General features: G+C 45.4%; 14 protein-coding genes and 2 pseudogenes. 6 read left to right on the top strand and 10 right to left on the bottom strand.

The genetic code is table 11. The features are described from left to right. Nucleotides 1-61: 61 nt before the first annotated feature. The gene (aroB, locus tag QUB51_RS23910) at nt 62-1,156 is read left to right on the top strand and encodes a 3-dehydroquinate synthase (protein ID WP_333233912.1); all 1,095 of its coding nucleotides are present in this window, start codon (nt 62-64) and stop codon (nt 1,154-1,156) included. 96 nt (nt 1,157-1,252) lie between these two features. Here the strand turns inward: aroB and QUB51_RS23905 are convergent, their stop codons facing one another. The 3 genes and pseudogenes from QUB51_RS23905 to QUB51_RS23895 form a co-directional block, all read right to left on the bottom strand. Continuing rightward, a complete protein-coding gene (locus QUB51_RS23905) occupies nt 1,253-2,023 on the bottom strand; it encodes a tetratricopeptide repeat protein (protein ID WP_333057377.1) in 771 nt (256 codons plus the stop codon). A 106-nt stretch (nt 2,024-2,129) separates the two neighbouring features. Continuing rightward, complete coding sequence (locus QUB51_RS23900; RefSeq protein ID WP_333211475.1) at nt 2,130-3,269, bottom strand: transposase; 1,140 nt, start codon at nt 3,267-3,269, stop codon at nt 2,130-2,132. Beyond that, nucleotides 3,211-3,816: pseudogene (locus QUB51_RS23895) on the bottom strand (IS607 family transposase); the annotation flags it as partial. The gene QUB51_RS23900 and the pseudogene QUB51_RS23895, both read right to left, overlap by 59 nt. A 196-nt stretch (nt 3,817-4,012) precedes the next feature. Here QUB51_RS23895 and QUB51_RS23890 point away from each other — a divergent pair. After that, nucleotides 4,013-4,849 (top strand): stomatin-like protein, encoded by an 837-nt coding sequence (locus QUB51_RS23890; RefSeq protein WP_333057376.1) that lies wholly within the window; start codon nt 4,013-4,015, stop codon nt 4,847-4,849. Here the strand turns inward: QUB51_RS23890 and folP are convergent. The 5 genes from folP to QUB51_RS23865 all read right to left on the bottom strand — a co-directional run bounded on the left by folP (nt 4,840) and on the right by QUB51_RS23865 (nt 8,576). Then, the gene (gene folP / locus QUB51_RS23885; protein WP_333211453.1) at nt 4,840-5,709 is read right to left on the bottom strand and encodes a dihydropteroate synthase; all 870 of its coding nucleotides are present in this window, start codon (nt 5,707-5,709) and stop codon (nt 4,840-4,842) included. The genes QUB51_RS23890 and folP overlap by 10 nt on opposite strands. A 136-nt stretch (nt 5,710-5,845) precedes the next feature. After that, a complete protein-coding gene (locus QUB51_RS23880) occupies nt 5,846-6,406 on the bottom strand; it encodes a Uma2 family endonuclease (protein ID WP_333057375.1) in 561 nt (186 codons plus the stop codon). Nucleotides 6,407-6,535: 129 nt separating this feature from the next. Further along, nucleotides 6,536-7,261: a triose-phosphate isomerase gene (gene tpiA, locus QUB51_RS23875; RefSeq protein WP_333057405.1), complete on the bottom strand. Its 726-nt coding sequence runs from the start codon at nt 7,259-7,261 to the stop codon at nt 6,536-6,538. A 75-nt stretch (nt 7,262-7,336) separates the two neighbouring features. Continuing rightward, the gene (locus QUB51_RS23870; protein WP_006633749.1) at nt 7,337-7,522 is read right to left on the bottom strand and encodes a PCP reductase family protein; all 186 of its coding nucleotides are present in this window, start codon (nt 7,520-7,522) and stop codon (nt 7,337-7,339) included. A gap of 100 nt (nt 7,523-7,622) precedes the next feature. Then, entirely contained in the window at nt 7,623-8,576 is a 954-nt protein-coding gene (locus QUB51_RS23865) for a hypothetical protein (RefSeq protein WP_333211450.1), read from the bottom strand. A 156-nt stretch (nt 8,577-8,732) separates the two neighbouring features. Between QUB51_RS23865 and QUB51_RS30475 the strand changes: the two are divergent. The 4 genes and pseudogenes from QUB51_RS30475 to QUB51_RS23850 form a co-directional block, all read left to right on the top strand. Next, nucleotides 8,733-8,909: pseudogene (locus QUB51_RS30475) on the top strand (IS701 family transposase); the annotation flags it as partial. A gap of 516 nt (nt 8,910-9,425) precedes the next feature. Continuing rightward, complete coding sequence (locus QUB51_RS23860) at nt 9,426-10,439, top strand: diguanylate cyclase (RefSeq protein ID WP_333057373.1); 1,014 nt, start codon at nt 9,426-9,428, stop codon at nt 10,437-10,439. An 18-nt stretch (nt 10,440-10,457) separates the two neighbouring features. Further along, the gene (locus QUB51_RS23855; RefSeq protein WP_333057372.1) at nt 10,458-10,799 is read left to right on the top strand and encodes a hemerythrin domain-containing protein; all 342 of its coding nucleotides are present in this window, start codon (nt 10,458-10,460) and stop codon (nt 10,797-10,799) included. A 352-nt stretch (nt 10,800-11,151) separates the two neighbouring features. Further along, on the top strand, nt 11,152-17,169 hold the full coding sequence (locus QUB51_RS23850) for a response regulator (protein ID WP_333211448.1): 6,018 nt from the start codon (nt 11,152-11,154) through the stop codon (nt 17,167-17,169). Between the two features lie 454 nt (nt 17,170-17,623). On the opposite strand, the gene QUB51_RS23845 is transcribed toward QUB51_RS23850, so the two are convergent. Continuing rightward, a complete protein-coding gene (locus QUB51_RS23845; RefSeq protein WP_333263530.1) occupies nt 17,624-21,481 on the bottom strand; it encodes a GAF domain-containing protein in 3,858 nt (1,285 codons plus the stop codon). A gap of 569 nt (nt 21,482-22,050) precedes the next feature. Further along, entirely contained in the window at nt 22,051-23,430 is a 1,380-nt protein-coding gene (psbC, locus tag QUB51_RS23840) for a photosystem II reaction center protein CP43 (protein WP_333057369.1), read from the bottom strand. Nucleotides 23,431-23,666 lie beyond the last annotated feature (236 nt).

The raw sequence follows: 23,666 nt of genomic DNA, 5'->3' as shown, positions 1-23,666 counted from the left end.
CAATCAATAAAAAGACATATAAGAACTATAATCTAAAATCTAATATCTAAATTAGATAAATATGCAATCCATAATTAAAGTTGACTTGGGGCCACAATCTTACAATGTTTGCGTGCGATCGGGCGGTTTAGACGAACTCGGCAGTCTGATGGGCGATTTAAGTTTGGGCAAAAAAGTGCTGCTGGTGTCGAATCAGTCGATTTTTCGGCAGTACGGCGAAAGAGCAACAGCAGCCCTCGAATCAGCCGGTCTGGAAGTCAGTAGCTGCATTTTACCACCGGGAGAACAGTACAAAACTTTAAATTCGGTACAGAAAATTTACGGTGCGGCTTTGGAAAACCGCTTAGAACGTTCCTCGACAATGGTGGCTTTGGGCGGCGGGGTGGTTGGCGATATGACGGGTTTTGCGGCGGCGACTTGGCTGCGGGGAATTAATGTCGTGCAGGTTCCGACTTCGCTGCTGGCGATGGTTGATGCTTCTATCGGCGGCAAAACGGGGGTAAATCATCCTTTAGGGAAGAATTTAATCGGGGCTTTTCACCAGCCACGTTTGGTTTTGATTGACCCGGATGTACTCAAAACTCTGCCGGCGAGGGAGTTTCGGTCGGCGATGGCGGAAGTCATCAAGTACGGGGTGATTTGGGATGCTGAACTTTTCGGGAAGTTGGAGAATTGCAAGCGTTTGGATCAAATGCGCTATGTGAAGGCGGATTTGTTGGCAGAAATTTTGAGCAGGTCTTGCCAAGCTAAGGCTGAGGTGGTCAGCAAAGACGAGAAGGAATCGGGTTTGCGGGCGATTTTGAATTACGGACACACCATCGGTCATGCTGTGGAAAGTTTGACCAATTACAAGGTGATCAATCACGGGGAAGGAGTGGCTATCGGCATGGCTGCGTCAAGCCGGTTGGCTGTGGAGTTGGGAATGTGGGATGCTGAGTACGATCGCCGCCAGTCTGCTTTACTTGAAAAAGCGGGTTTACCTGCCAAATTGCCGGCGGGTGTGGATGTTGAGGAAATTTTGCATACTTTGCAACTGGACAAGAAGGTGCAGGATGGCAAGGTGCGGTTTGTGCTGCCGGTGCGCTTGGGTGAGGCTGCTGTGAGCGATCGGGTGGATGGGGATTTGATTATACAAGTTTTGAAGGAAATGCTTTAGATTCTCGTTTTTGGGGGTGTTTAACCGCCGCTGAACGCTGATTCACGCCGATCGCCCAAGATTTTTTTTCTTTCAATCGGCGATCGGCGGTTGAGTTTAGGATTCGCTGGATCGCGAATTAATTTCCTCCAAGATTTTCTCTACTCTGTTAGCAGCTTGAGTTCTACCTTGCTTGATAAATAACTCCTTAGCTTTTTTGAGGCTGGCTACCGCCTCCGCTTGGTTTTCCTTGTCTCCTTGCTGGTACAAACCGACTCCTAAATTGTTTAAAGCATCGGGATATCGATCGTTAATTTTAACGGCTTGTCTCCACTGAACAATTGCCTCGGGCAACTGCCCCTGACTTGCCATCGCCACGCCTAAATCGTTGTGAGCTTTGGCGTGCTTCGGGTTGACTTCAATTGCTTTTTGGAATAGAACGATCGCCTCGCTCATTTTACCTTGCCCCGACAGCATAGTTCCCAACTTGTAATAAGCATCCGCTTCTTTGGGATAGCGAGCGATTAGTTGTCGGTACAAAGCTTCGGCATTGACAGCGTTTCCTTGACCGTAAAGGTCGTTGGCAGTTCTCAAACCCACGGTGTAGCCTTTACCTACAACTTGGCACTTTTTCTCGGAGTTGCCTTCCTGCTTGCAAATCCTGAGTTCGTCTCCCTTCATCTCGTAGGACATAACTTCCCGAACAGCAGGGCCTCGGCGTGGGGGCTGCAAGTTCTGCGACTGCAAGTTTTGCGAGAGTTGCAGGGCGATTGTCTCAGCCCCGGCCGGTTCGGCCACTGCGACACTCCAGATTCCTGCACCCACCAAAATGCTTGGGGCAATCCACCTCAAAGGTTTTAACCAGGGAAACTCTCGATCGTTTTTCATGTCTTTTGTGGAAACGTGTTGTTGATATCCTGGGTTTCACTAGCGCCGTAAGAGTCGGAGCCGATGGGGCCCACCCGATGAAATAGTTAGTTATTAACAGATACATTTAACCCGGCAATTCCCGGAAGTCCGAGATTGCTGAGTATGGTAAGACTTGGAAATCAGCAAGAATTCCAGTCAAAGAGGTATCTCTCAAAGCTTTCAACAAAATGTTAAAAGCGCCATTGGTATCCCGGTCTAGTTTGTGACCGCAGGAGGGGCAAGCAAAATGCTTTTTGCCTCCTAGTTTTGTATGAATGTGACCGCACTTTGAACAGGTCTTAGATGTATACTCTTCTGTTACGTCTACTACAACACAACCATGTTTGGCTGCTTGATGCTTCAACGTTTGTTTGAATTTATAGTGACTCAAAGTCACCATCGCTCTAGCTGTTTTCGCAGTCAGGCGACGCTTGCCTTTCTTCACCATCTGCTGAGTCTCGAAAGTCGGCAGAAAGATTACCTTGTATTTGTCACACAGATATTTCGCCGTTTTTTTGTGCAATTCAGAAACCAAATTTTTAATTTGGTTTCTGATTTTAGATGCAGCTTTTCTCAAGCAATAGCGAAGTCGTTTAAAACTTCTCCCCTTGCTGTTGCCGATTCGACTCATTATTTTATCTAGATGCCTAGCAAGACGGTAGATTCTGCCAATATCATACTTGCCCACCTCTAGTACCTCCTGCCCGTCGAAACCCGTCATAAAAGTTCTTACACCGGGGTCGAGTGCCACAGCCAGTCTTGAGTCTGTCGCAGCAGGCTTGCTTTGCTTGACTGCATAACTTACAAACCACTGACCGTTAATTAAGCTTAGGCTTGGCTCGTGCTGCATGACATCCAAAATTGGTTCTGCTGACTTAAAGCTTAAGCCTTTGGTCCCTTGAGGGTAAAACGTACTTGATTTCCAGTTGTCAGTTTGAAATCTAATGGTTTGAGACGTATCTCGACAGGTTCTGAATTTAGCTGAACCTCCCGACTTTTTAGCAGCTTTGTGGGCTTCAAATGCTTGAAATACTGCTAGCTGTCTGGGATTGTAAGGTTGTAGTTTTACCCAATCTGGCGCGCTATCCATAATCTGCTTTCGCAGAGCGTATTTACCAATTTTCTGGGTTTTGAGGATAGCAATTGCTTGGTTGTAACACCACCGACTAGCAGCTATCCAAGTTCTCCAGGTTGCTGCTAATTTCGTTTCCGGGTAAACTCGGATCTTCTTTGATAGTAGATTTGTACTTGCGGAGTCCGTACAATCGGCAACTGAATACGTGGATGATGGCAAGGATATCTTCAATGATTTCTCTTTCTGGAGATAGTTCTGTGCGACCGAGAACCACGAGTTTGCAATCGTTTTGTTCGCACACCCCTCTGATGAGGTCACAACCAAACCTTGCGAGTCGGTCAAGGTGGAAGACCACAATTGGGCTGATAGTTCCTGACATGACTTGTCCCAAAAGGGCAAGAAGACTTTTTCTTTTGAAATTGAGTCCCCCTCCGATATCTTGGAAGACTTGGCCTTGCGGGTAGATTCCTTGGAGGTAGCTGATTTGTCGGTTGAGGTCTTCTTTTTGTGTGGCCCTGCTAACTCGGCAGTAGAGGGCGGTGATTCTTGGATGGAGTCCGTCACTGAACACTGAGTCAATGTCGTAACGTCGCTGGTTGGTAGGAGTTCTAATTGTCTTGATTTTTCCTGCTTCGTCCCAGTTTCTAAGGGTCTTTTGGGAAACCGAGAGGAGTTTACAGGCTTCTCGGGGGGTGACTCAAGCGAGTCATGATGGTTGTTTTTTGCTGGCATCTCCTATGGTATCCTGTTTGGTCGGGTTGTTCCGGGAATTTACAAAAAATAATTTACCTTGTCGCAACAGTCGAGATATTTTAGCACTGCGGGGCCGAGTTTGAGTTAAATTAGAGTAGAATTCCGATCGATTCTCAGTCAACCTTAGCAGGAAAATAGAAATGGGGCAGTCTATTCTTACCATGCTCTTTGCGCTCATCCTCGGCTACGCTGTTAACTCAAGCGTCAAAATAGTCAGCGGTGGCGACGAAGCTTTAGTGGAACGTTTGGGTCAATACAAGCGCACCCTCAAGCCAGGATTCCACTTTATCAGTCCCCTGGTCGAAAAAGTCGTCTGCGTGGACACAACCCGTGAAAGAGTTTTAGATATTAAACCTCAGTCAGCAATCACGGGAGATAATGTGGCTCTAGAAGTCGATGCCGTGGTGTATTGGCGGGTTGTGACTTTAGAGAAAGCTTATTATGGAATAGATCAAATTGAAAATGCGATCGCCAACTTAGTTTTAACGACGTTTCGCGCTGAAATTGGTCGATTGCCAATGCAAGACATCTTGGGTTCCCGAGATGACATGAATAAAAAGTTACTCAAGAAGTTAGACGAAGCTACTCAACCTTGGGGCGTCAAAGTAATTCGCGTAGAAATTCAAAGCATTACACCTCCGAAAAGGGTGCAAGAAGCTATGGAATTGGAGCGCGCCACTAAGAGCGAGTGGCAAGCAATGGTCAATAAGGCGATCGGCACTAAGGAGTATATGAGGCTCTTAGTTGAAGCTTTAGACTCCCATCCCAATAGCAAGCAAGTTTTGAATTACTTAGTAACAGAAAAATACTTGGATGCTCAACAAAAATTGGGCGAAAGCGACAATGCCAAAATTCTGTTTATGGACCCCAGGAGCATGACAGAAGCTTTGGGCGAGCTGATGGGTTCTATGCCCGATGTGATTCATTCTGAGGGCGGGGAAATGAAAGTTATTGATACTCCCACTTCTCAAGACTGATTTCTGAAGATAGCGTCGGCAACCAGACAAACATCGTGCATTTCTCTGACATCGTGAACTCGCAAGATATCTGCCAAATTTGCGATCGCACCTGTACAAGCCGCCGCTGTCCCCCAAACTCTTTGTTTCGCTTCTGGCTGATTCAAAATGTGACCGATGAAGCTTTTTCGCGATACTCCGACTAAAATCGGACAGTTTAAAACACGGAATTTTCGCAACTCTCGCAGAATTTCTAAGTTTTGACTGTAATTCTTAGCAAAGCCAATACCAGGGTCGAGAATTATTTGAGATTTGTCAATCCCCGCCGCAACTGCTGCCGCAATTCTACTCTCGAAAAATTCCCCAATTTCCCCCATTAAATCCCGATAATCTGTCAGTTGTTGCATCGTCTGGGGAGTTCCCCGAATGTGCATCAAAATTATTGGCACTTTTAACTGAGCAACCGTTGACAGCATTTCCGAGTCAAAAGTCGCTCCCGAAATATCATTGATGATATCAGCTCCCGCCTCTACCGCAGCTTTCGCAACCTGCGCTCTGGTAGTATCGACTGAAATAGGAACTGAGCCAAAAATATCGGCTTTTTGTCGCAGTGTTTGTACTACAGGTATAACGCGATCGATCTCATCTCCTAATGATATTTCCACTGCACCGGGCCGAGTAGATTGACCGCCAATATCAATAATATCAACTCCACATTTTACCATGTTTTCCGCTTGCGCCAAAGCAGATTCTATGGTATAGAAATCTCCGCCGTCACTAAAACTGTCAGGGGTTACGTTCAAAACGCCCATTAAATAAGTGCGTTTTCCCCAATCAAAAACTTTATTTCTAATGGTAATTTTTTCTGGGTTATTTGTCATGGCGATCGTGGGATTTGATATCTGACTGAACGCACGGGTAGCCAGAAACCGGGTTTTTTCACGACAATATTTCGTTTCCACCCACAGATTCTGTAAAAAACCCGGTTTCTTTGAGTCTTAATGCGTCCAAGACTGTTCAACCAAAACTCAACCAGCTAAAAACAGTATCAACTGTCAATTCTAATTCAATTTTATCAATTATTGGCAACCGAGCTGCACCTTTGTACAGTTCTACTTTTTGTCCTGGAAATACTGCCAAAATACTCTCTTCTTCTGGATCTAGTAACCACCCCAACTCAGTGCCGTTTCGCGAACAGTGGAGTAAGTTACTCAGCACTTTTGTTTGGCTTTGGTTTGGAGACAGAATTTCTATCGACCAGTCAGGATTAATGTCAAAGCGGTTAGCAATTCTACCCGACGGCAAAAAAGGAATTCTTTCCCATAGGAATACTGCTACATCTGGCACGATTGATGCCTCGCCAAAAGTGCAGCGCAACTCGGGAAAAGCATTGGCAATTTTCCGAGTTTTCGCTACTTGATTGATAGTCTTGCAGAGTTCACCTTGAAGTACGCTGTGTTCACCTTGAGGCATCGGCTTCTGAATGATTTCTCCCTCAAGAAATTCTGAGGCCGGTTCAGTTTCAGGAAGTTTGAGGAACTCGTCTAAGGCGGGTTTGGGTTTAACGATCGCAGTCATAGGTTAATTCTCCCGATCCGAGAAACACTGAACGGCACATCACAATTGTAGGCGATCGCTGTTTAATTCCCGCTGCCTTGTTCCAATTACCAATTAACAATTACCAATTAGCAATTAGCAATTACCTAATTACTGATAATTGACAATTCGAGCAAAACTCGCAGCTTCCAAACTCGCACCGCCTACCAGAACCCCGTCAATCTCAGGCATCGCCATAACTTCATCAATATTCTCCGGTTTAACAGAGCCACCGTACTGAATTGGCACGTCAGGATTAGTCAATTTACTGCGAATCAAACCAATAACTCGGTTAGCTTCCTTCGTTTCGCAAGTATCGCCAGTGCCAATGGCCCAAATCGGTTCGTAAGCAATTACCAATTTCTGCTGGTCAACACCAACCAAATCTTTTGCCAACTGAGAAAAAATGTGAGATTCAGTTTCCCCTGCATCTCGCTGCTGCTTGGTTTCCCCAACGCACAGAATCGGAATTAAATCGTATTTCTGAGCAGCTTTCAGCCGCAAATTCACCGTTTCGTCAGTTTCCCCAAAATATTGGCGCCGTTCGCTGTGGCCGATGATGACATAACGGACACCAAGTTCACTAAGCATTGGCCCGGAAATTTCCCCAGTAAAAGCTCCAGACTCTTGCCAGTGAACGTTCTGAGCACCGAGTCTAATCCGGCTGCCGTGCAAATTTTTCGAGAGGACAGCCAAGGAAGTGAAGGGAACGCAAAGCACGACTTCCCGTTCCTCTGGGGTTTCCGTCAGGCAGGACATGAATCCTTGAAGAAATTCTAGGGATTCAGTCCTAGTTTTGTACATTTTCCAGTTGCCAGCAATAACTATTTTCCGCACGGGTGACTCAGTAGCTCTGTGAACATCAAAATCAGGCAAATTATAGTGTAAAGCTTTAGGGTACATTTCGAGCCCTTATTGCCCAAACTCAATACGAGCTTGCTCAACTAAGTCAACGGTGACGACTTCGGTTTCGGCTTCGCGGGCCAACTGCTCGATGCGGACGCGAGCTTGTCCCCGGACAAAATAGGGAATATTTTTCAGCTTCGCCTTGGCTTCTGGCGTCCATTTTAAATCATCGGAAAATTCGGAATCGGGCATGGCGTTTTGAGCGATCGACTACAAGCCTTTATTTATCTGGCTTTGATGGAAAGCCTGGATGTCTTAAATTTACCACGAGTTGCGATCGCGCCACACCTTCTCACTCTGCCTTAAATTTGTTGCCTAAAATAGCCGACGCTTCTTGTAAAAGCTGATTCTGCTCTTCTCGAATTGCCTCCAACCTTGTCAAAATATTAGCAAGTCGTTCTTGAGACTCCAAACTGTTTGATGCAACTCCCCTCAATTGTAAACCTGAATTATTTTTGTATTCGGGATTCTGTGAAACTAATGAGTTTACAGCCACTCCACCGACATTACTTACAGATTTAGAGCCGACACTCAAAACCCCTTGCATAAATTTTCCAGGGCTTTGCAGAACAAATAACCATCCTCCAGCAAAAAATCTACTTAAAGCCTGAAAAAGACCCAATATAATGAATACAAATAACAGTATCACTGCTAAAGATATCAGCGGATGACTCACCAACCAGAAGACTACAGGGTGAGAGTCAATCCAATCTTTAACAGTACCATTGATAGCATTTTTGATGGCATCTGAAGCGGCATCGCTCATATTTCCCGCCTTGTTAATGCTATCTTCTAATGAAGCCTTAGCCTTTTCTGTAGCTTGATTTACACTCTCTACAGCTTGGCTAGTGCTTTGATTCAGAGTATTGAGCGCAGAGTTAGTAGTTTGATTAATAGTTTCTTTAGCAGTTGCCGCGGACTGAGAAACAGCATTAACAGCTTTGTTGGTACTTTCACTGACGCGACTAACTGCTTGATTCGCAATTTCCGATATAGAAAGTCTCGCTTTTTCGGTTTTCTCCGCTACATTACCTAAAGCATTGTTCGTAGCTTGATTAACAGTATTAACGGCAGAATTTGTAGTTTGAGTAAGAGCTTCTTTTGCCTGAGACGCAGTTTCGGAGAGAGAATATTTAGCTTGTGCTGTTGCTTCTGAAGTAGAATTCACTGCTTTTTCGACTTGCTCAGTCCAAACTTCTTTCGTTTTTTGAAAGCTTTGAGAAAAATCAGGCAGTGCTACTTCCATAGTCAGTGATCTCCATTAAGTTAATTTACTGTTTCCAGTGATTATAGTATAGCTTCTATTTTTAATAGTGGGACTTTAGCCCAAAATAGAGTGAGAAATAGAGCTAAGATATATAGAGTCAACTTTTGAGGTTAGTGTCTTTCCTGATGGAATCTGATGAGATCAACACTTGGGACATCCATGATCCCATGCTTTGAAAGATAGTGTCAACGCTTTGACGATGTGTTTCCTACTCAAGCCCAAAGACAGGAGTTTAGACACTATTTGGGGCGATTATTGGGAGAAAGCAGAGAAACAACCTATCCGAGAGCGCGCAAAACGCTATAAATGTTTCTTAACAAAGCTTACGCCTTTTTGCAGTCAGAGCTGCCTGGTGCGAACAAACGCTCAACCAAGGGCGAATCTATACGGGATCGTGTGACCATCAGATGTATTCCCCAAAAATAGCTCGGACGATCGCTCAAAGATGAGGTAAGAATTTGATGCACCTGAAAAAGGCTGAATTAAGTTGAGAAATATAGCATATTATTCCAGTGGCGATCGCGGGATAACTGGCGATCGTTCGTCAAAGATCGCTCGACTTTGTAAAAAGTGTTTAATGCTCCCAAAAATAATTACATATTTACAAAAATTAGCGCAAGTTACCAGACTTTATATCCCCAAAAAAAGCGATAAATTTTAAGTAGACTGTGGCTGTTGGTTTAACAAACCCGACGCTGCCTAGGATTTTGTTGATGCAGCTTAGCTAGTGTATAATTTATGACATATTGGTCAATTTTTCACTTTCCATCCCAAGCTCAAAATATGCTAGGCTAGAATGTTTCCAAAGCTTGAGATACACCATGACGTATGTATCAATCATTAGAAGAGTCAGCCATTTCAACTAACCCATCTACGGAACAGTCCTCTCTAATTCTGATTGTGGATGACGATGCCTTGATGCGTTTACAACTTCGACTGTATTTACAGAAGGAAAAATACCGAGTGGCCGAAGCTACGGATGGGTTGACAGGGCTAGCAGCTTATGAGGAAGTACATCCAGACTTGATCCTGCTAGATGCAGTGATGCCTACTATGGATGGTTTTGCTTGTTGTCAAAAATTATCTGAAGTGCCTGAGAGCGATCGCCCACCTATTTTGATGATTACTAGCTTGGAAGACAAAGAATCTGTCGATCGAGCGTTTGCAGCGGGAGCTGCTGACTATATCACTAAGCCCATTCACTGGGCTGTTCTGCGACAGAGAGTACGACGGTTGATTCAGCAATTCCATTTGCAACAGCAACAAACCCTACTTTACAAACAGCTAGAAGCCGCCAATCGACAATTAAAATACCTCGCGTCAATTGACGGTTTGACTCAGATTGCCAATCGCCGTCAGTTTGACCAACAGCTAGAGGAGGAGTGGCGACGCATGACGAGGCAGCAAACTCCTTTGTCACTGATTTTGTGTGATATAGATTTGTTCAAGCCTTACAACGATACTTATGGACACCAAGCAGGGGATCTATGTTTAAAGCAAGTTGCGGCAACTCTCAATCGCAGTATTAATCGAGCTGGAGATTTAGTAGCACGTTATGGAGGTGAAGAATTTGTAGTGATTTTATCCGACACCGAGCTTGAGGGAGCCGTCCAAATCGTTAAGCAAATGCAGGATCGCATCCAAGCTTTAGCAATAGTCCATAAGAGTTCTCCGCATCATTGCATTACGCTCAGCTTCGGTATTACCAGTGTAATTCCTACCCAAGAGAGTCGGCCTGAAACTTTAATTGCTGCTGCCGATGCAGCACTTTATCAAGCCAAAGACAAAGGTCGTAATACTTTTTGCACCAAGATTCATACAGTCAATGAATTCACCCGTTAAATCATCAGGGTAAAAACTATGCCTCTCGTCATTTGGAAGGATTGCTTAATAATTGTTATTCCAAAAATTGGCCACCACCATAAACAATTGATTGAGCAACTCAATAGCTTAGTGAATGCCATGTTGGCAAACCGTGGCCAGGAAGAAATAAAAGGTATTGTAGATTTTTTAGACTTGTACATAGCACAAAAATTAGAGTTTGAAGATTTTTTTAGGCAAAGATACAAATGCCCGGTTGCATCTAACAATGCAGCGGCGCATACCAAATTTATTAAAGCACTGAGTGAAGTTAAACAAGAGCTGAAAATCAAAGGATCGAGCCTTTCGTTAGTCATTAAGCTTAATGAACAATTGCTATAGCAATCCTCGCATCATTTGTAAAAATATGTAGGGGTAGTGCTACCCCTACTCCCCGTGCCTACCCCAACCTGCATCGGGGCAACCACGGGGGGTTTGCCCCTACAAGAATTACACGAATCATTTAGGATTGCTATAGATTGGTTCGTGAACCATATTAAAAAAAGTCGATCGAGAACTCAACTCCTACATGAGTAAGCCTTGATTTTAGTCTTAAAGCCTAAATAAGCGGTTCTGCGACCTTCATGGAAACTGTCAGGGAAATAACGAGAGTGCCTCTACGAAGATTTTTTATCAGAATCAGTTCATATTCAGCAAGTAGCAATTCTAGAAGTTTATGGGAGGGTCGATCTGAGTGCGTGATCAAAGATGGTTTGGTGCGATCGCCCTTCTGACTGCTGCCGGTTTTCTGGGCAACCATTGCAATTTGTCTCTTTTCTTTGGGGTTGATTTCCTCTTTGGCAGTATTCCCATACTAATTATTACTTATTACTTCGGCTGGGGCTGGGGAGGCTTGGCTGGTCTAATTGCAGGCAGCTATACTTATATCCTTTGGCATCATCCATACGCCACGATTATTTTGGTGATGGAGACTCTGTTTGTAGGGTTTCTTTGCAAGAAGTGCAAACAGCCAAATATCCTGTTATTCGATGGAATTTACTGGTTCTTAATTGGAATGCCCCTCGTTTGGCTTTTCTACGGTCAAATGATGCAGATGGATGCGAATCAGGCTATCCTCGTTATGTGCAAACAAGCAGTAAACGGCATTTTCAATGCCTTAGTTGCCAGTTTAATCATTTCCTATGCGCCGATTTATCGGTGGATTAGTGCTTCAAAATATATCGCCCTTTCTTTACAACAAACAATTTTTCATTTGTTGGTAGCTTTTGTATTTATTCCAGGAGTGATACTATTAGTTTTTGATGGTAGGTACTTTGTTAGTCAAATCCAAACCACGGTGCAAACGGAGTTACAAACCAACGCAAAAACTATCACTAGCGCCATATCTAGATGGCATCAGCGACATCTCTTAGCTTTGAATACATTAGCTGAAGAATCGCTCATACCTGAAGCCACCACTGCTGCTAATACAGGGATTCAATCATCCGAACAGCTACAACAACAAATTAGCCTGATCGAGCAGTTGTTGCCAGATTTCGACAAAATTTATGCTACCGATGAATCGGGAACAATTTTAGCGGCTTCTTCTCCTTTTAATCCAACCCGTCGGCGGTTGCTCGAAGAAAGCAGAGAACATAAATATCTGATTACCCTGGCTCAAGAGCGATCGAGACCTTGGATGACTTCTATCCACAAAGATTTATTAATGGATGAACCTCATGTAGGATTAAATGTTCCCCTGCAAGTTCAAGGTCGTTTTATTGGAGTTATCCACGGTTCATTAGGATTGAGCAAGATAAAATCTCTCTACATTTTCCAGAGAAACAATCAGAAAGTTCGCATTACATTGCTAGATCAAAACAACAAAGTCATTGCGAGTAATCAATCCGACCAAAAGCTTTGGACCAGTCTTGAGGAGTCAAAGAACGGCAGCACTCGCACCTTAGAGGGAACCTTGCAGCAGTGGCTTCCTAGCAATGGCAACAATCCGATGATCCGTTGGAAAAACTCTCTGTATATAGAGGAATTTACAATTAGCTCCGAGCTGGACTGGAGAGTACGCTTAGAAATTCCAGCCGCTCCCTATGTCAAAAAATTACAAAATCGTTACAAGGCTGACTTTAGCATTCTACTCGTCATCACAATGTTGGCATTTTTGTTTGCCACGCTGGTAAGCGAACGACTGGTAAAGCCATTATCCTATTTAGCTATTGCGACAACTGACTTACCCAACAAGCTTTCAGAAGAAACATTTGAATGGAAACATAGCTCTGTTACAGAAATCAATGAGCTTGCTAGAAATTTTCAATTGATGGGAATCGTGCTTAATCAAAAATTTAGGGAGATTAAACACGCCAACGCTACATTAGAACAGCGGGTTCAAGAACGAACACAAACATTATCCAAAATCAATCTCTCCCTGAAAGCTGAAATTAAGAGACGTAAACAAGCCGAAGCTGAACTAAGAACAAGAGAGGCGGCGATACGAGCTTTATATGAAGTCACTGCTACCCAAAATCTCAATTTTGAGCAGCGCATCCAAGCGTTGATTGAGATGGGATGTCAGAATTTTGGGCTAGAAAGTGGCATCTTGGCTCGTGTGCAAGATAATACTTATGAGGTGATGGTGGCGCGATCGCCCGATCGAGTCCTGAAACCAGGTGATGTCTTTGATATTAAGGAAACTTTGTGCTGTGAAGCTTTAGACACAAATGAACCCCTAAACATCGAACATATAGGAATCTCCAAATGGCATTACCATCCTGCCTATCTTGCCCTTGGCATAGAAGCTTATATTGGAACACGAGTGTTAGTTGCAGGCAAAGTCTACAGTACCCTCAGCTTTTCTAGTAAATCTCCCCGTGCAGACAGCTTTAAATCTGCCCATGTGGAATTATTGAAGCTGATGGCTCAATGGATTGGTAGTGAAATTGAACGGCATCAGGCAGAAGTCGCTCTGCAAGCGAGTGAAGAGCGGTGGGAACTCGCCCTACGCGGTAGTAATGATGGGGTATGGGATTGGAACGTCAACACCAATGAAGTATTCTTCTCGGCTCGCTGGAAAGAGATGTTGGGCTACGAGGATCATGAAATTCCCAATCAATTAGAGGAATGGAGCAAGCGAGTTCATCCCGACGATATCGGATGGGTGATGCAAGCAATTCAAGATCACTTTCAGCGCCAAACTCCCTTTTATATTACAGAACATCGAGTGCTTTGCAAGGATGGGAGCTACAAATGGATTTTGGCTCGAGGGCAAGCGCTTTCGGATGAAGCGGGCAGAGTTGTCCGCATGACTGGTTCTCAAAGCGATATTACGAACCGCAAACAGTTAGAGCAGGAAATTCAAGCCAGAGAGCAATTATTGAATGCTTTCTTTAAAGGAGCTTCCCTAGCAGGGGTGGGGCTGTGTATATACGATCGGCAGTTTCGATTTTTACAAATCAATGAGGCACTAGCTGAAATTAATGGCCTCTCTGTGGAGGCTCACTTAGGTAAGACAACCGATGAGATATTGGGGCAATTTGCTCCTGGTGTAAATGCACTGTTACAACAGGTTTTAACGACAGGAAAACCTTCCATAAACTTGGAAATTAGCACAGAAGTAACCAGTCGAACAGGTGCCCAGCGCTACTGGCTCGTTTCTCAGTTTCCCATTTTCAAGGATGCAGAGCATCCTATAGCAGTGGGTTGCATTCTAATTGAAATTAGCGATCGCAAACGAGCCGAAGCGGAACTGCAACAAATGAGTGCGGCGCTAGAAAATGCCGTGGCAGGGATTTCTCGGCTGAACCCTCAAGGACGCTATATCTCTGTCAATGTGACTTATGCTGCCATCTGTGGATATCAGCCCGAGGAAATGCTAGGGATGGAGTGGCAAAGAACCGTTCATCCTGAAGATGTTGAGAAGATGGGGGCTGCTTATGAGCAAATGTTGAGAGAGGGCAGAGTCGAAGCCGAAGCTAGGGGAATGCGAAAAAATGGCTCTAGCTTCTATAAACAAGTGGTGATGGTCTCTGCTTATGACGAGCAAAATGTGTTTGTTGGACATCATTGCTTCATGAAGGATATTAGCGATCGCAAGCAGGCAGAAGAAGCACTACAACGACAGTTGCAAAAAGCCCTACTGCTGAAGCAAATTACCCAAGAAATTCGTCAAAGCCTTAATGCTGAGCAGATATTTGCAACGGCTGCTATTCAGATTGGGCAAACTTTTGGGGTGAGTCGCTGTTTAATTAGCACATACCAGGACAATCCACTGCCTCAGTTTCCTGTCGTTGCAGAGTATCTAGCAGTGGGATGTGCCCCCAGCGGGGAGCATGACATTCTGGTGGCCAGTCCTGCTTATACAAAACGGTTGATGGCTCAAGATGAAGCGATCGCCTCCCCGGATGTCTACTGCGAATCATTGCTCACCTGTGCTCATTCAATTTGTACCAGTCTCAAATTGAGATCGACATTAGCAGTGCGAACCTCTTACCAAGGAGAACCGAATGGTGCCATTTGTTTGCACCAGTGCGATCGCTACCGTCATTGGACTACCGATCAAATCGAGTTGCTAGAATCAGTGGCGGCTCAAGTAGGAATTGCCCTAGCTCAAGCCCAATTACTAGAGCAAGAAACTCGACAACGAGAAGAATTAACTCTGAAAAACTTTGCCCTGGAGCAAACTAGACGGGAAGCAGAAGCTGCGAACCGAGCCAAAAGTGAGTTTCTGGCGATGATGAGCCATGAAATTCGCACTCCCATGAATGCGGTTATTGGTATGACGGGACTACTGCTGGATACAGAACTCAAGGCTCAACAGCGAGACTTTATCGAGACGATTCGCAATAGTGGGGATACCCTCCTGAGTATCATCAACGACATCCTGGACTTCTCCAAAATTGAGTCGGGCAAACTGGAGCTAGAAAAGCATCCCTTGAGCTTGAGAGATTGCATAGAAGGTGCGATCGACCAACTTGCAGTTAAAGCAGATGAGAAGGATATTGAGTTGGGCTACTTCATCCAGCCCCAGACTCCTAAGTTGATTTTGGGTGATGTCACCCGTCTGCGTCAGATTCTAGTTAACTTGCTCAACAATGCGATTAAGTTTACTGAAACTGGGGAAGTTACCATTTCCGTAGAAGCCTCTCTAGTTGATTCTGACAAAACAATTTCTGAGCCAGGAAACTTGTCAGAAAGCTTGTATGAAATCCAGTTTGCCATTCAAGATACAGGCATTGGTATTCCAGCCAATCGGCTCGATCGACTGTTCAAGTCTTTTAGTCAAGTAGATGCTTCGACGACTCGGCAGTATGGAGGGACTGGTTTAGGTTTGGCGATTAGTAAGCGACTTAGTGAAACTATGAACGGCACGATCTGGGTTGAAAGCCGAGGCAACATCGGAGGAACCCCTTCACAAAAATGGCAAGCCACTAACCTTAATCGAGTCACAATGGGTTCTACGTTCTACTTCACGATTGTGGCATCCTCTGTGGCTACTGAGTTAGCGGAACCGATGGAAATGGTACCAGAACTATCTGGCAAGCGTTTATTAATCGTGGATGACCAGCCCACTAACCGACAAATTCTGACGTTGCAAGCAGAGACTTGGGGGATGCAGAGTCTAGCTGCCCAATCGGCTGTCGAAGCGCTCAACTGGCTTGAGAGTGGAGAAACCTTTGATGTGGCTATTTTAGATATGCAAATGCCACAAATCGACGGTCTCACACTCGCCTCAGCCATCCACCAGCATCCTAAGTGCCACCGTTTACCCCTAGTGTTGCTGACTTCAATGGGCTACCCAGAAGCGAGTTCTTCAGCGCTTTCCACCCACTTTGCCGCTTTTTTAAGCAAACCTATCAAACAATCCCAGCTCTATCAAATACTGATCCATGTGCTACAAGCTCAACCGAAAAAAGTTCAACAACAACTTCCTATATCTGTTCAGGATGATATGAAACTGGCCCAGAGACTCCCACTGCGAATTCTTTTAGCAGAAGATCATCTGGTAAATCAGAAGGTGGCACTGCTGCTGTTAGAGCGTTTGGGATACCGGGCCGATGTTGCGGCCAATGGATTGGAAGTTTTGGAAGCCCTGAATCGCCAGCCTTATGATGTCGTGCTGATGGATGTACAAATGCCAGAGATGGATGGACTAGAAGCCACCCGTCGTATTTGCCAGGAGTGGCCGGCTCATACTCGTCCCAGGATTATTGCCATGACGGCGAATGCCATGCAGGGCGATCGCCAGGTTTGTCTTGATGCTGGCATGAATGACTATATCAGTAAACCAATTCGAGTAGAGGTTCTTCACCAAGCGCTGAGTCAGTGTCCACCCAGCCCGGAACCGCAGCAGGAGGCCCAAAAGGAGGAATCAGATAGCAACAAGCCAGAAATTGAGATGCCAGCGGTTAACCTCACAGAACTGCAAGCCTTCTGTAGCAGCATCGATCAAGATTCAAGCCAGATTTTGAGCTTGCTGGCGAATTGCTACTTTGAGGAATCTCTAAAGTTGCTACAAGCTATGAAATTAGCGATCGCTCAAGCGGATACTCAAACCCTAAAGCGAGTGGCTCATACCCTCAAAGGCAGTAGTGCAAATCTAAGCGCAGCTCCTCTCGCCGAGCTTTGTAGCAGGTTAGAAGTTATGAGTACCTCTGGTGAACTAGATCGAGCCTCAACCCTATTGGCTGAAATCGAGGATGAGTACGATCGTGTCAAGAATACTCTCCAACAAGAACTACAAAAGAGGGAAACTAATCTATGAAAGTCAATTAAATAGGCATCTTTTTGTACCAGGACTTAGGCAACTGTCATCCGCGATGCCGCAACCGGGCTATGCGATCGCATACGCACGATCGAGCCTGATTCCAAATCTTTTAGCATCGGAATTATTCATATCATTTTTGGTAACACTCATACATGATGTTGACTGTTGACGGTTGACAGTCAACGCCGTTAACAGTCAACGCCGTGAACAGTGAACTCGAATTTACTATTTCAATGCTAACGGATTGGATATCATATATCTCTTCTCTGCATCTGCGTGAATCAGCGTGCATCCCTTGTCCGGGGCGGTTCATAAATTCTCTTTTTTTTACCGCAGATGAGGGCAGATAAACACAGATGCACCCAGATGAATTATATCAATTCCGGCTGCACCCTGCGTGATTGTTGAGTGTTGACTGTTTGCTGGATTTTACAACAATAATGACTAATGACTAATGACTAATGACTAATGACTGCTGTCGAAGCGGAATCTCGATCGCAAACTCAGTACCTTTCCCCAATTCCGAATTGCATTTTAAAACACCGCCGTGTTTCTCTACCACAATTTGGTAACTAATTGACAGTCCCAATCCAGTACCTTTTCCCACTGCCTTAGTCGTGAAAAAAGGGTCAAATATGCGTTGTCTCATAGATTCCGAAATTCCCGTACCGTTATCAGAAATCCGAATCAGCGCGCTAGGAATAGTACCATTAAGTTGACCGACAGCAGTCGAGATTTTAATTTGAGGAGCTACAGATTGACCAGCGCGCAACTTGTGCGATTCCAAAGCATCGATCGCATTCCCAATTACATTCATGAATACCTGATTCAACTGTCCCGCATAACACTCAACTCGAGGCAAAATGCCGTATTCTTTCACTAGCACAATGTTTGAACTGTCCGCATTAGATTTCAGCCTGTGCTGTAAAATTAACAGCGTGCTGTCAATGCCCTCGTGAATATCAACCGCCTTCATTTGACTTTCGTCAAGACGAGAGAAATTCCTTAAAGACAGAACTATTTGACGGATGCGATCGGCTCCCACCTTCATTGACAATAGCAATTTTGGCAAATCTTCTAGCAGAAATTCCAAGTCAATATCTTCACTCAATTTGTCTATTTCAGGACTATAATCTGGATATTGCTGCTGGTAAAGTTCCAGCAAGCTCAGTAAGCTAGCAGTATATTCACTAGCGTGATTGAGATTGCCGTAAATAAAATTAACCGGATTGTTAATTTCGTGAGCAATCCCGGCTACCAGTTGCCCCAAACCAGACATTTTTTCAGTTTGAATCAATTGAGCTTGAGTCTGCTGCAAATCCTTTAAACTTTGAGCGATTTGTTCTGCTTGGCGTCGGGTTTGAGCGAGCAAATCGGCTTGTTGGATAGCTACGCCTAACTGATTGGCAATCTGAGCTAAAAAGTTAACTTCTGAACTTTCCCAACAGCGGGGCCCAGAATGTTGATAGGCTGTCAATAAACCCCAAAGTTCTTGTCCTACAAAAATCGGCGCGATCGCATAAGCCTTCACCTGAAATTGCTCTAAAATACGGACATTACACTCGGAGTGACAAGCTTGATAGATATCGTCAACGGCTATAGTTTCATTATTCAGATACTTGCCGCCTTGGTTTGACTGCAAATAAGTATCTTGCCAAGCCGTATTGATACCTTCCCCTACCCATTTCATCCAGCCATTTTTTACAAACTCGGCAATATATTGACCGCTAAAATCAGGATTTAAGCGATAAACCGCTATTCTATCGACTTGCATAAACTGACAAACTTCTTGAGTAGCAGTCTTAAAAATCGCGTTGATATCGAGAGATTCTCGAATCTTAGCCACCACTTCAAACAGTATCCGCTGTTGCTCGGATGCCCACTGCAAATCAACTGATTGCTGCCGCGTTTTAGCCAACAAATCTGCTTGTTCTAATCCTACACTCAACTGAATTCCAACTTGCGTAGCAAACTGAATTTCCGAAGTGTTCCAATGGCGCAAACCGCTGCACTGGTGCACGCACAGCAAACCCCAAAGTTCGCTGCCATTCATCAGCGGCATAATCACCTGAGCTCTAATTTGAAATTGAGCTAAAAGAGCAACATGGCAGTCTGAAAGTCCAGAATTTTCGATATCTTGTAGCACTTGTATCTGTCCCTGACTATATTTTTTGGCATATTTTTCGCTAAAAAAATGATCGCGAACTTTTACATTCATTGCCGAAGAAAAACCAGGCAAAACATCTTCGGTAATAAATTCGCCTTCATTAAAGTTTAAACTCGGATCGAAGCGATAAATTCCAACTCTATCGGCTTTTAATATCCGCCGCAATTCTGTAGTTGTAGTACGAAAAATTGTATCTAAATCGAGAGATTGTCGAATCTTAGCAACTACCTCAAACAGTATTCGCTCCTGCTCTGCTGCCCGGTGCAACTCAACTGCTTGCTGCTGAGTTTGAGCGAGCAAATCTGCTTGTTCTAAAGCGATGCTTAGCTGAGCGGAAATTTGGGTAGCAAACTTAATTTCGGAAGATTCCCAGTTGCGGGGAGCCGAACATTGGTGTACGCAAAGCAACCCCCAAAGGTCGTTGCCTTTCATAATCGGTGCAACTAAAGTAGCTTTGACCTGAAATTGCTCCAAGACTTTCTGAAAGCAATCTTGCAGTCCGGCTTGTCTGATGTCGGACATGGCGTGAACTCGCCCCTGAGAGTAAAGATTGGCGTAGTTTTCTCCAAAGCAGCGATCGTGTACTTTGACTGCCATTGCTGACACAAAATCTGGCAAAACATCTTCGGCAACGAATTCGCCGTCCTTAAATTCTGATGCGGAATCGAAGCGGTAAACTGCCACTCGATCGGCATTTAAAGCCCGTCGCACTTCCTGGGACATCGTGCTAAAAATCTTGTTCAAGTCGAGGGATTTCCGCATTTTAGCCACCACTTCAAACAGCACTTGCTGCTGTTGGGTCAACTGCTGTAGTTGAGCGGTGCGCTTTTGAACTTGATTTTCTAAGTTTGTGTTAAGTTCCTCTATTTGTTGATCGAGTTGGTAGTGGTTAATAGCATTAGAAAAGTGCGTGCCCAAAATTTGGAGCAATTCAATTTCTTCACCCTTCCATTCGCGAATTTGGGCAGTTTTTGATTCTTTCCACGCTTCAAAAGATATCCGAGATTGGGCGAGCCGCGCGTCGCTATCAAACTGTCTAGCCCAGAGAGTTTCGGTGTCAAATTCTTCTCGAAAAATGGTCAAGTAACCGAATATTTGCTGGCGGGCTCTGAGCGGTACGATTAAAATGCTGCGAATTTTGGTCGATCGAAATGCAGGTTGCAGGCTTCTCAAACTGCTAATTTGGTACAAGTCGGGAATTGCCCAAACCTGTTGCTGGCCGGATTTAAAATATTCGTGCCAGACGCTGTATTGCTCAACCTGCGGGTATTTTGCCGAAATTGGCATCTTCGGCCCTGAGCCGCAAGTGTAGACTGTGAGTTCGCCAGTGGAGTTATCCGAATAGGGAACTAGATTCGTAACCGGGCTGCTGTCGGAAACGAATGGTGTGGCGAAAATGCACAGCCTGCCGCCGGCTGCATCTAGTGCTGCTACCGATTCTGCCAAAGCTGTTTGGAGTTCAATCGCTGGCTGGGAGTTAAGGGCTGCGGCGACGCGGTTGACGGCAGCTTCCCGTTGAGCTTTCGCCATCGCTCGGGCCAGGAGGGTTGATTGGGTTATGGCGACGCCAAGCTGATCTGCTACCATCTGAACGCCTTGGAGTTCGTTTTCTGCCACACTCCGGGACTCGGAGTGGTGAGATACCAACAACCCCCAGAATTCTTCGCCGTGAAAAATTGGTACTACTAAGCAAGCCTTGACGCCCAGTGCAGTCAAGTATTCAGCGTGGCAGGGGTCAACTGCACGAAAGTACATTTCGTCGGGCAGTAGTTGGCCGGAAACCGCCTCGCGGCGCGGACTTTGGCCTAGCTGCCCGGAATCTATATCGACGATCGATCGCACCTGTACTTGGGCGAACAGTTCGCGGGCGTGAGGGGGAATATCGTCTGCTGGAAAATGCAAACCCAATAGGGAGGGCAAGCGGTTGCCGTTAATTGATTCGGCAATCACTTCACCGCTACCGTCGCTATGAAATTTGTAGATTTTTACTCTGTCTGTTCCCAAGAAGGATTGAACTTCGGCTGCTGTTGCGCTGAGAATTTCGGGTAGTTCTAGAGAGTGGCGAATGCGGTTGGCGATGCGTTCGAGCAAATTTGCTCGATCGAACCTCACCTTGACATTTTCGATCTTTAATGAGTCCATTATTAATTTTTTGCTTTCCTAGCAATAATAGTAAGCGGCCCAAAAGTTTTGTGCCTGTTAAAAAATTCGGCAAGCACAGCCATTTAATAAAATATAAATATCCTGATGGCGATCGTCGATTAGTTTTGCACCTGTAGCGATCTGCCTTAAAATTGCAACTTTTCAGTGCAACTTTCCATTTGTGTGGGATTACAACTTTTCTACTTTAAATATAAACTTTGTAGAGCCTGCGTTGCAAGCTCTATACCCCAAAAGATTAAAATTGTCAAGTTTCAAGACTTGTAGAGTTATTCACCGCCAGCGATGAAAGTCGCACCGAAATATCTCAGTTCTGGATGCAAAACCTGGCTGAGGAACGAGCTGACGGAAAGAAACAGCATGGAATTCAACAGGTTAACTCAGAAACCGGGTTTGTAGGTCTAGGATTGTATCTGCAGCTAGCGGGTTCGGAGAACAGTCGATCGACAATCCGCAGCTTTTTGAGATATTTTTAGATCAAAAAAAAGCTCCTGCCGTTAAGCAGGAGCCTTTTTCAACTAGACAATCAAATCAGAAATAAATTCGATCGATTAGTCTAAGTCTGGCATAGCCAGCACTGGTTCATTTTCGCGATCGATACCCTTCTCAAAGCCAGCGACAGCCGCGCGAGCGCGACCAGCGTGCCACAAGTGGCCGACCAAGAAGAAGAAACCCATCACAAAGTGGAAACAGGCCAGCCAAGAACGAGGAGAAGTGAAGTTAAACGAGTTAACTTCAGTCGCCACACCGCCCACAGAGTTCAAAGAACCCAAAGGAGCGTGAGTCATGTACTCAGCAGCGCGGCGAGCTTGCCAAGGCTGAATGTCATTCTTGATTTTGTTCAAGTCCAAACCGTTAGTACCGCGCAAGGGTTCCAACCAAGGGCCTTGGAAATCCCAGAAACGCATCGTTTCACCGCCGAAAATGATTTCGCCAGTAGGAGAGCGCATCAGGTATTTACCCAGACCGGTGGGGCCTTGTGCAGAACCGACGTTAGCACCCAAGCGTTGGTCGCGGATCAGGAAGGTCAAAGCTTGCGCTTGAGAAGCTTCCGGGCCCGTCGGGCCGTAGAATTCGCTGGGGTAAGCAGTGTTGTTGAACCAGACAAAGCAGCAAGCGATGAAGCCCATCAGGGACAAAGCACCCAAGCTGTAAGACAGGTAAGCTTCGCCAGACCAGATTAAGGCACGGCGAGCCCAGCCGAAAGGCTTGGTCAAAATGTGCCAAACACCGCCAGCGATACAAATCAGGCCCAGCCAGATGTGACCGCCGATGATGTCTTCCATGTTGTTGACGCTGACAATCCAGCCTTCGCCACCAAAAGGAGAGCGAACCAAGTAGCCAAAAATCACAGCCGGGTTCAGAGTGGGGTTCGTGATAATACGCACGTCCCCGCCGCCTGGAGCCCAAGTGTCATAGACACCGCCGAAGAACATGGCCTTAGCAACCAGCAGCAAGCAACCGCCACCCAACAAAATTAGGTGATAGCCGATGATGTTGGTCATCTGGTTCTTATCTTTCCAGTCGTAGCCGAAGAACGAAGAGTATTCTTCGAGAACTTCCGGGCCGCGAACGGCGTGATAAATGCCGCCCAAACCGAGAACAGCAGATGAAATCAAGTGAAGAACGCCGACTACGAAGAACGGGAAGATATCAGTGACTTCACCGCCGGGGCCTACGCCCCAACCCAAAGTAGCGACGTGGGGCATCAAAATTAAGCCCTGTTCGTACATGGGCTTTTCTGGGATAAAGTGAGCGACTTCAAACAAAGTCATTGCACCGGCCCAGAACACGATCAAGCCAGCGTGAGCGACGTGGGCGCCCAGCAGTTTGCCGGAGAGATTGATCAAACGAGCGTTGCCAGACCACCAAGCGAACCCGGAGGATTCTTGGTCGCGACCGCTTGCGTAGGAATTAGAGAGCGTTACCACCCGGTAGAACCTCCAACGATTTTAGATTTTGGATTTTGGGTTTTTTGTTCCCTAGTAGGGCACGGGAGTACCGCGCCTGCGCCAGGGAGTAGGGATTTGGATTTCAGATTAATTTAAAAAAACTAAATGAATATGAAATCCAAATCCTGATTTTTTTAAAGTGCGTTACCGCGAGGCAGAACTTCTTCAGGGAAGATGAAGTTTTCGTGGGGTTGGTCAGTCGGAGCCATCCAAGC

Source organism: Microcoleus sp. AT8-A3 (assembly GCF_036705675.1).
Taxonomy (GTDB): Bacteria; Cyanobacteriota; Cyanobacteriia; order Cyanobacteriales; family Microcoleaceae; genus Microcoleus.
Note: the sequence above shows the minus strand (reverse complement) of the source record. Positions and strands in the feature narration are given on the sequence as shown.